Below are 11218 nucleotides of genomic sequence, written 5' to 3' on the forward strand. Positions count from 1 at the left end.
GCAATAAAACCGAGAGGATTATTCATTTCGTGAGCAACACCAGCAACCAAGTTACCTAGAGCTGACATTTTTTCACTTTGCACCATTTGTAATTGGGCGTTTTGCAAATCAGTTAGCGCTTGTTGTAATAAGAGTGATTTTTGCTGCAAGGCAAGTTCAGCTTTTTTGCGATCGCGAATATCTCGACAAATCGATGCCAAACAAAGTGGTTGATTGGTGAGAGGATCTTCGATCGTAAAGAGTACGTAATCAGTAGGAATCAACTCCCCAGTTTGAAAGTGGCGAAAGTTCAACTCTCCATAGCCAACACCCTGCTGCATCACGGGAGGCAGTATTTCCCGTTCTATCCGGTTCAACTCTTCTGAACTGTGGAAATCGCGCATATAAAAGTTGGAAATTTCGGCATTACTATCAAGTCCAACCAACTGTCGCCCAGCTGGATTGATATAAATAGCTTGTCCCGTCAGCGTGGCAATGCCGATAAAATCAGTGCTGGTTTGCACCAGTGCTGCCAATTTTTGTTGTTCTCGCAAGGCTTGTTCCAGCTGTTGAGCGTAGCTTTGTGATTTTTCATAAAGTTGGGCATTTTCCAAAGAAATGGCAGCCTGAGCGCAAAGTAAATTTAGCAGTTCGACGCGATCGCTTGTAAATGCCCCCGTCACTAAATTATTCTCCAGATATAAAATGCCCAGCAATTTCCCTTGATGCAAAATCGGGCTACACAAGATACTCTTGGGCTGCTGACGGATGATATAAGGGTCACTAGCTAAGGTGAGATCGGCACTTGCATCAATCAATACATCTGTCTGCCTGTTGTGCAAAACTTTATAAATCAGCTTCAGGGGAACGTCCTGGCTCTCCTCAATGGGAAAGCGCTGCAACACCACCGGCTCCGAACCCTGAATAATTGACCCTTCGATCAAGAGGTGTTCATTTTTGGGGTCGGGTAGCGAATCAGCTCGCCAGAGAATTAAGACGCATTTATCAGCCCCCGCATTTTCGATGACGTTCTTCAGCAAGGATGCCAGCAGTTTTCCGAGTTCGATTTCGCTTGAGATTGCTTGGGAAGCTTTGAGAATAGTTGTTAAATCTAGGCTATCCGAGACACTGTTACTGCTAGAAGTCACAGAAAAGGTTGGTGTGACACTCCCCAAGGCAAAGATAGTTTCGCTAGTGGAGAGAAGAGAGACTAGAGAACGGGTTTGCTCTAGGATAGGAGCAAGCACTTGGGAATAGCGTTTTTCCAAGTCGGCAAGCTTGGCTTTCGCACCCCAGCGAGCATAACAATAATAGGCGTTCGTCATGTATTCCTGAGGGATGCGCTGTTTGCCCCAGTCGAGGTAGAACTTCGCCGCTAGTTCGTTGGCCAGAGCTTCTTCTTGGACATATTCGTTGACTTTGGCTCCAGCGATCGCCTTATCGTATAACTCAATGGCTTCGGCTATTTGTCCTAAGACTCGACATTTTTCTGCTGCTACCAAATCAACCTTATGCTGGTAATTCATCGGAGCATGGTGTGCCCAGTGCTGTAACTGGGTTTGGTTTTCTGCCACCCGCTCTAATGCTGTTGACATCTCGCCTGAAGCTTGACTCAATAGTGCCAGAGCAATCAGAGAATCATAGAAATAAAATGCAGAGTCAGCAACCGTGCCGGCACTAGCAACTAAATAGTTTCTGCCTAAGAGTGCATAGTTATTTGCTTGCTCAACTTCCCCAAATAAAAAGCAAAGGATCAGCTTATACACATAGAAGAAATACAACCCATATAGGTCATTGGCAGACCGCAGCACGGGCAGATATTCTGTTTCTTGGAGGGCTGACCCAGACAAAATGGTGGGATGCTTCGCCAAACCTAGTAAATTTAAAATAAATTGCCAATGGGTACGGCAGTAATTAGCCGATCTCAATTGGTTAAACTGCACCAAACCATTGTAATAGGTGAGCGTATCCTGCTCCAGAGAGGCAAGGGGTTGACCGCACCAAAAAGCATTCAGACAGAAACAGTAGGCATGATATCCAACGGATTGCAGATTTCCCACTTCTAGGGCAGTTGCGTAGCCCTCCCTCAAGAGTGGTAAAGTTTCTTTGATGTGAGATTTTCGATGGAAAATAAATGCTCCTAGTATCTCTAAGATTTCGGGTTTAGTCGCTTTCGCATCGAGTTTTAAAACCACATTCAATGCCAACTGACCAAACTGTACGGCTAAATCCACATCTTTTAAGAGATGACAGACAATGATGCTATAGCAAGCATAGTTATAAGCTGAAGCAGAGATGTTTCCGTGCCGCAGGGATAATTTGACTGATAAGGCAGTCAGTAATGGGAACAAGGGAGATCCACAAATGTAGGCTGATGTCATGATGCTACTGGCAATCTGGATAATGGCAATTGTGTTCGCATCTGTCATCACCGGCAGGTGAACAAAATCTGCAATTTTCCTGTTTCCAATCAGTTCTCTAATCTCTTCAATTGACTGTTGAATATCTACTGATGTTGGAGTTTCTGGAATCGTTACGCCCAACTGTTGTAGGAGTTTTTGTCCGATCTCAAGGGCTGCGATCGGTTTATTCTGGCAGGTATTTGCTTGAATTCTAATGCGGTAAACATTGACCTGTTCAGGTAAAGAGTGCGCCTGTTCAGTAACAATATCAATAAACTGTTCCATCGCCTCAAAGTCACCGCCTAGCATTGCCACTTCAGCTGCTAATTCATGCAAGGCGAGAGTAATTTCATACTGCTGTTGCCAAGCATTTTCTCCCAACAATGACAATCCCACTGCGGCATATTCACGAGCTGCTTGATAGGCGGTAGCGGCTCTAGCTTTGCTACAGGCTGTGAGATTAAGTTGGGCTAGTTGATCTCGTTCTGTTTGTTCGCTAATTAAAGAAGTTCCGTGATTTAATTGATTGACCACTTCAAAAATGCGGTCTTCTGTTGCTGATGAGGAAATCTGTTGCAGCAGCAGTTGTCCAATTTGGTAATGAGTCGTCTGTTTTTGGTCATCGGGAATCAGAGAATAGGCAGCTTGTTGGACGCGATCGTGTAAAAATTTGTAACTTGCTAACTGCTCATTGCCAATACCTATTTGTTGATTTCTATTAGCAATGGACAAATAGCCATTAGCAGTTTCATCTTGATAAACTTGATAAAATTTATAAACATCACCAATCGGTAAAATTAAGCCTAATTGTAATGCTTTCCACAAATCCGCAGCCGTTTCGATTTCTGATTGTTCTGAAACTATTGCCAAAGTTGCTAAATCAAACTGATTGCCAATACAAGCTGCTAGCTGCAACGCCTGTTGAGTTGATGGCGGTAGTTTTCGCAATTGAAAACCCATAAAGGTAACAACGTCATCTGTAACCGCTTGCTGATTTACTTGTGCAATGTCACATTGCCACCCCCCCCAACCCTCTTGGTAAGGAGGGGTAAATTCAATTAGCCTATCTTGATGTAATGCTTTGAGAAACTGTGTAGTAAAAAATGGATTGCCTTGAGTTTTTTGATAAACTAATTGAGAAAGATTCCATGCCAAATTTTCTGGACATTTGAGTGTGTCAGCAACTAACTTATTTACTTGCAATTGACTCAGTGGTGCTAAAGTAATCGTATTAATCGTTGCTTGGTTTTTTTGAATCTCGCTCAAAGTCAACATCAAAGGATGTGCTGGATTGACTTCGTTATCGCGGTATGCACCAATTAATAAAAGATGATCTGTATCAGACATTAATAACTGCATTAACTTCAGCGATGCTGAATCTGCCCATTGCAAGTCATCTAAAAACATCACTAATGGATGTTCAGCACTAGTAAAGACTTGGGTAAATTTCTGAAACAATAAGTTAAATCTATTTTGTGCCCCCGTTCCTGATAATTCTATAACAGGTGATTGTTCACCAATAATTATTTCTAGTTCGGGGATGAGTTCAATAATTACTTGTCCATTTTCTCCAACAGCCTCTAATATTCTGTTTCTCCATTGCTGAATCTTAACATCGCTTTCGCTTAACAATTGTCCGATTAAATCTCTGAATGCTTGCACAAATGCACCCAATGGAATATTGCGATTAAATTGGTCATATTTACCTTTGATAAAATAACCACGTTGGCGAACAATCGGTTTATGAACTTCGTTGACAACCGCAGTTTTCCCAATTCCCGAAAAACCAGCTACCAGCATCATTTCTGTTGCACCAAGGCTGGATCGTTCAAAGGCATCAAGTAATGTTTTAACTTCGGTTTCCCGTCCATAGAGTTTGTCTGGGATGATGAAGCGATCGCACACATCCCGTTTCCCAATTTCAAAATCTTTAATATTACCAGAAACTTGTAGCTGATGTAAACAATTTTCTAAATCAAACTTCAATCCCAAGGCACTCTGATATCTAGATTCGGCATTTTTTGCCATCAATTTGCTGACAATTTCCGAGACGACAGATGGGATTTGTGGGTTAATTTCATGTACTAAAGGTGCTACTTTTGCTATATGACAATGCACCAACTCCATCGGATCATTTGATTGAAATGGTAGAACTCCAGTCAGTAACTCGTAGAATGTCACTCCTAAAGAATAAAAATCAGTTCGGTAGTCAATACCCCGATTCATTCTTCCTGTTTGTTCTGGAGAAATATAAGTTAGCGTGCCTTCTAACACATTGGGATTGATTAGTGTCTGTGTTTCCCGTGGTAGTAAAGATGCAATACTAAAGTCAATTAATTTAACTTGTTTGGTTTCGGGATTAATAAGAATATTGGCGGGTTTGATATCTTTATGAATAATTCGCTCTCGGTAGAGTATATCTAAGATATTGCATAGTGCGATCGCTATCTCCAAAAACTCTATCAGAGATTCTACACTTCCCCCCACTCCCCAATCCTTGAGAGAAATCCCCCCAAAGTCTTCCATCACTAACGCATAGCCATTTTGGTAAGATTCTAAGCTGTAGATTTGGACAATCAGAGGTGAGTTGAGATTTTTAGCTATAGTGTATTGATTGTGAAACGACAAGAGTTCGCCTAAACTAGGATAAGGATTTTTCAGAAGTTTAATCACTACAGGTAGTGAGTCAGTCTCTCTATACCCCCGATAAGCCAGAGTTCTGGAACCATTGTAGAGTTCTTCACTGACTTGATATCCGGGAATACTGACCATGCTGCGAACCATACCGGTAAATCCTGAAGATTTCTAGATTTAGTATACCCAGATGTCTGAAGCTGTTCAATAACAATATTGACAAATTATACTGGGATTTTAATGATAAATTCAGTACCTTCACCCAAGACAGAGTTAAAACTCAATTTTCCGCCGTTGGGTTAAGGGCTACTGGCAAAAATTTTGGGTTTTCAAGACGCGATAAATCGGCGTCTCTACAAGTGTTTTGTTGCTCATTCTGAACTGACTGATAGCGCCGGCGGCAAGCGAGTCAGACGCTCAAGGATTCGCTTTGCGCGTCGCTATCGAGCGTCTTGATTTTGACCGGAGCTTTCGGAGTCTTCGGCTTTGCTCCTTTTAGTGCAGCGGGGCGTAGCCCATTCTGACTTCTGAATTCTTCTTCAATTATGAGACAACTTACACTGAGATTTCAATGATAAATTCTGTACCCTTTCCTGGTGCGGAAATACAGCTTAACTGACCCCCATGTTTTTCTACCACAATTGAATAGCTAGTTGACAATCCCAAACCTGTGCCAGTACCTATTGGTTTTGTCGTAAAAAATGGATTGAATATTTTATTCTGCACGGAATTGCTCATGCCTATACCATTGTCTGCAATGCGGATAATTGCTTTTTTTGCTGCTGTAAATTCTGTCTGAATTGTAATAGTGGGTTGGGAATTTTGTTCTGAAACTTCTAAAGCATCAATGGCATTACTAATGATATTCATAAACACTTGGTTTAGAGCAGAAGCATAACAATTAACTAAAGGGAGTTGACCATATTTTTGAATAACTGCAATTTCTGGATGTTTACTATTACTCTGAAGTCGATGCTGCAAAATTAACAGCGTACTATCAATACCAGAGTGAATGTCTACTGGTTTGATTTCTGATTCATCTAAGCGGGAAAAGTTTCGCAGTGACAGCACAATTTGACGGATGCGATCTGCTCCCACTCTCATAGATGACAGGATGTTTTGTAAATCATTCACCAGAAATTCTAGTTCAATTTCGGCTATTTTTTCAGCAATTTCTGGCAATGATTCGGGATAAAGTCGCTGATATAAATTATTTAATTCAATTAAAGATGTAACGTATTCACTCGCTGGTTGTAAGTTGCCGTAGATGAAATTAATCGGATTATTAATTTCATGGGCAATGCCAGCAACTACCTGTCCTAAACCGGACATTTTTTCGGCTTGAATTAGTTGGGCTTGAGTCGAGTAAAGTTTATCAAGTGTTGATTCTAGGTGAGTTGCTTTTTCTGTTAATTCTTGGGTGCGCTCTTCTACTTTTTGCTTCAGAGTATGGGAATAATCCTCTAATTTGTGATATAATTGAGCATTTTCTAGAGAAATAGCTGCTTGAGTTGTGAGGAGATTGAGAACTTGTAGGCGATCGCTCGTAAAGGCTCCCACCGTCAGATTATTTTCGAGGTACAAAATGCCAATCAACTTGCCTTGGTTGAGAATTGGCACACAGAGGATACTCTTGGGTGAATGGTGCAGAATATAAGGATCAGCCGCTAGAGTTGGCTCGACTATTGCATTTTCAATTACAGCCAGGGTGAGAGTATTTTTAACCCGATTAATCAGGGTAACGGGTACTGTTTCACCATCATCAAAGGGCAGGGAACGCAAGAGAATAGCAGGTTGTTCGAGTTGAGATAATGCCTCAATTACCCAGTGTGAGCCTCTTGGCATCAACAACGCACATTTATCAGCCCCTGCACTTTCAAGTATTACCTGGACTAGGGTTGAAAGTAATTTCTCCAACTCAATTTCACTCGATAGCAATTGAGAAGCTTTGAGAATGGTTGCCAAATCGAAAGTTTCACGGAGGCTAGTATGACTGAAATCGGAAGTTTGGATCGTTTGAGAGCCTACAGAAATCATTGTTTCCGTTGGTTTGAAAGCTGGTTGCTGTTTTTGCAAAATTGTGGCAAGTAGTTGGGGATAGCGGGTTTCTAGATCCTCGGTTTTGGCTTTTGCTCCCCACCGGGCATAACAGTAATAGGCTTCTTGTATGTAAGCTACAGCAATTTTTTCTTTGCCCCAATCGAGATAAAATTTGGCGGCTAATTCGTTGGCTAATGCTTCTTCGTTGAGGAATTTGTTTTCTTTGGCAAGGGCAATGGCGCGATCGTAATGCTCTATGGCTTCAGCTTTGTTACCCAACACACGAGACTTTTCGGCCTCAACTAAATGCCACTTATGCAAATGATTCATCGGGGCATCTTGCGCCCACTTATGTAGGGTATTTTGATGAATTTCTAGCTGAGTCAGAATTTCGGCTTGTTCAATTTCTGACTGCGTAGGGAAGATGGCCAATTGAGTTAGCGCAGCATAAAAATGGAAAATAGGAACATGAAGGATACCTCCTACAGCAAGTAGATAGGGTTTACCTTGAGCGATGTAGAAGAGTGCGTTTTCGTAATTACCAAAGACATAGGCAAGGAATAATTTATAGATGAAGAGTACTCCGATCGTCATAAGCTCGTTATCCTGCTTGTGCTTCGGTAGCATCAATGTTTCATCATAGAGCGTGCCAGTTAAGCGATCGGGTTGGCTTACTGTTTCTCTCAAATTCTGTACTGTTTGCCGCACTAGATCCAAGAGAATACGCGCCGAATCTTGTTTCACCTGAGCCAGGGCAGCACTATAAGCAGGCAATTCCGATGCCAACGCGTTCAGGTCTACACCAGCAAACAGGGCAGTATAGGCGTAAGTGGGGATAACATAGCCAGCGTTGAGAAAATCACCGGTTTCCATACCAATGGTGTAGGACTCTTTGAGGGTGGGAAGCATTACCAAGAGTGATTGTCGGCGATGTTGGATGAAACACCCAAACAAGATGAGAGTGTGGGATTTGAGGGACTGGATATTCAACTTCTCCAGCAACGAGAGTGCTAATCTACCGAACTCATAGCCTGTTTCGACTTCATCCAAAAAGGCACACAGCACCATGCCATGAATCCCATATCCTACCGTCGAGGCGGGGGTATTACCAAACTGGAGTGACAACCGCACAATTGTTGTACTCAACAATGGCAGTAAACCCGGATTTCCCAGTAATACTGGTGTAAATACCATGCTTAACAATTGCATCGCTGCTTGAACTGTGTGATCGCTCATCACGGGTAAGTCAATTAGTTCAGCAATTTCTCTGCCTTGGAGTTGCCGATTGATGTCTTGTAAGGCAATGGCAATTTTAGCTTCGTCTACTTCTGTGGGTAATTCTACCCCCAATTGGGCTAGAGCCTCTCTGCCCACTGCGATCGCCCCTAACATTTGGCTTTGAGCCGTTTGCGCCGCGATTTGAATTTCGTAGATTTTCACTTTATCAAAAATGGTCTGTGCTTGCTGTAATACCAATGCAGCTAGCTGTTCCATGCCCGCAAAATCACCATTCAAATAGCTGGCTTCTGTTGCCGCTACATACAGATTTAGGGTCAATTCATACTGATGTTGCCAACAATTGACCTCTAGTAAATCAATTCCAGTTTGTAGATACAGTCTAGCAGCAGCATAAGCAGTTGAATTTCTAGCTTTATTCCCAGCTTTTAAGTTGAGTTGTGCTAAGGCTTCTCGTTCCTGTTGTTGATTAATTAATGCCTCTCCTTGATTCAAATGCCCGATAATATCAAACAGTTTTTCTTCTCGTTCTATTTCTGAAGAGTTTTGCAGAATTAACTGTCCAATTTTGAGATGAGTTGCTTGCTTTTGGTCATCAGGAATTAGGGAATAAGCAGCTTGTTGAACCCGATCGTGTAAAAACCGATAAATCGGATTTGCTGCGGCATTAGCAACCGACGCACTGTCAGACTGAATAAAGAATTTATAGATTTCAGTATTGGGAATAATCAGCCCTTCTGGCAACGCTTTCCATAAATCAGCCGCCGTTACTTCCGGAAATTGTTCTGAAACAATCGCCAATGTATGCAAATCAAACTGCGATCCAATACAAGCTGCTAGTTTGAGAATATTCTGAGTTTGGTGCGGCAATTTCTGCAATTGTAGTGCCATAAACTCCAGCACATCATCAGTAATTGCTAAAGCTTTGACTTGAGCAATATCGCACTGCCAATGACGGAATTTGAAGTCAAATTTAATTAGCTTATCGTCATTTAATGCTTTGATAAACTGGGTGGCAAAAAAAGGATTACCCTGAGTTTTTTGATAGACCAATTTTGTCAAAGGTTGGGCTAGCAATAATTCGCAATTCAGCGTATCTGCCACTAATTGATTGATATCTAGTTCGCTTAAGGGTTGCAGCGCGATTTTATTGACGACTGCTCCAGTTTTGGCGATCTCATTTGTAGTGAGGATGAATGGGTGAGTCGGTGATACTTCATTATTCCGATAAGCACCCAATACTAATAAATACTCTGTGTCTTGCATCAACAGTTGCAGCAATTTCAGCGATGCGGAATCAGCCCATTGCAAGTCATCTAAAAACATTACTAAGGGATGTTCTTTATTGGTGAACACTTGTACAAACTTTTGCAAGAGCAAATTAAATCTATTCTCAGCAGCAGTTCTCGATAATTCGGTGGCTGGTGGTTGAGTGCCAATAATGCATTCTAACTCAGGAATTACGTCAATTAAAACTTGTCCATTATCGCCAATAACTTCGAGAATCTTGATTTTCCAAGTTTGCAGTTGTGCATCCGATTCTGAGAGTAATTGCCCCATTAAATCCCGAAATACTTGTACAAAAGCAGAGAAGGGAATATTGCGTTGAAATTGATCATATTTGCCTTTGATAAAATAACCGCGTTGTCTAACAATTGGTTTATGAACTTCGTTGACAACCGCCGTTTTCCCAATCCCTGAAAACCCAGCTACCAGCATCATTTCTGTTGCACCAAGGCTGACTCTTTCAAAGGCTTCTAGTAGAGTTGATACCTCGGTTTCTCGTCCATAGAGTTTATCAGGGATGATGAAGCGATCGCACACATCCCGTTTCCCAATCTCAAAGCCCTTGATCATACCATCAACTTGTAGCTGATGTAAACAATTTTCTAAATCAAATTTCAAACCTAAAGCACTCTGATATCTATCTTCCGCATTCTTCGCCATCAATTTCATGACGATATCTGAAATCACCTGCGGTATCTCATCTCTAATAACTGAAGGAGGTTGTTTTGCAATATGACAATGTACCAACTCCATTGGATCGTTTGATTTAAAAGGTAAATCACCTGTAAGTAACTCGTAAAAAGTAACACCCAAAGAATAAAAATCAGTCCGGTAGTCAATCCCCCGATTCATTCTGCCTGTTTGTTCTGGGGAAATATAAGCGAGTGTCCCTTCTAAGACGTTGGGATTGATTAGTGTTTGGGTTTCTCGTGGTAGTAAAGATGCAATACTAAAATCAATTAATTTAACTTGTTTGGTTTCAGGATTAATTAAAATATTGGCGGGTTTGATGTCTTTGTGAATAATCCGCTCACGGTAGAGTATATCTAAGGTGGTGCAGAGTGCGATCGCTATCTCTAAAAACTCCATCAGAGATTCTACGCTTCCCCCCACTACTTCGGCTCCGCTCAGTACAAGTCCCCACTCCCTACTACTTCGGCTCCGCTCAGTACAAGTCCCCACTCCCCAATTCTTGAGAGAAATTCCCCCAAAGTCTTCCATCACCAGCACATAGCTATTTTGGTATGCTTCCAAGCTATAAGTTTTAATGATTAGTGGTGAGTTGAATTTTTTAGCGATAGTGTACTGATTGCGAAATTGCACTAATTCGCTGAAACTGGGATAAGGATTTTTCAGCAGTTTAATTACTACAGATAATGAGTCAGTTTCTCGCTTACCTCGATAAACTAGAGTTCTGGAACCATTGTACAATTCTTCACTGATGCGATATCCAGAAATATTTACTGTTGTGCTAACCATATTGCGAAATCCTGACAATTTCCTAGATTAAGTATCTAAATTCGATGAACACAAATAGCTCAAAACTACACCGAAATTTCAATAATAAACTCTGTACCTTCACCCAGAACAGAATTAAAACTTAATTTTCCGCCGTGGGTTTCTTCAACGATTTGTCGAGC

Annotated in this window: 2 protein-coding genes; both read right to left on the bottom strand. The window is 41.6% G+C overall.

The features are described from left to right. The coding region (locus V7K61_RS23490; RefSeq protein WP_335056972.1) for an AAA family ATPase at positions 1 to 5165 on the bottom strand (5165 nt) is incomplete at its 3' end. A 405-nt stretch (positions 5166 to 5570) separates the two neighbouring features. After that, positions 5571 to 11057 (bottom strand): ATP-binding sensor histidine kinase, encoded by a 5487-nt coding sequence (locus tag V7K61_RS23495; protein ID WP_335056974.1) that lies wholly within the window; start codon positions 11055 to 11057, stop codon positions 5571 to 5573. Positions 11058 to 11218 lie beyond the last annotated feature (161 nt).

The sequence above is a fragment of the Nostoc sp. genome (assembly GCF_036918015.1).
GTDB lineage: Bacteria > Cyanobacteriota > Cyanobacteriia > Cyanobacteriales > Nostocaceae > Nostoc.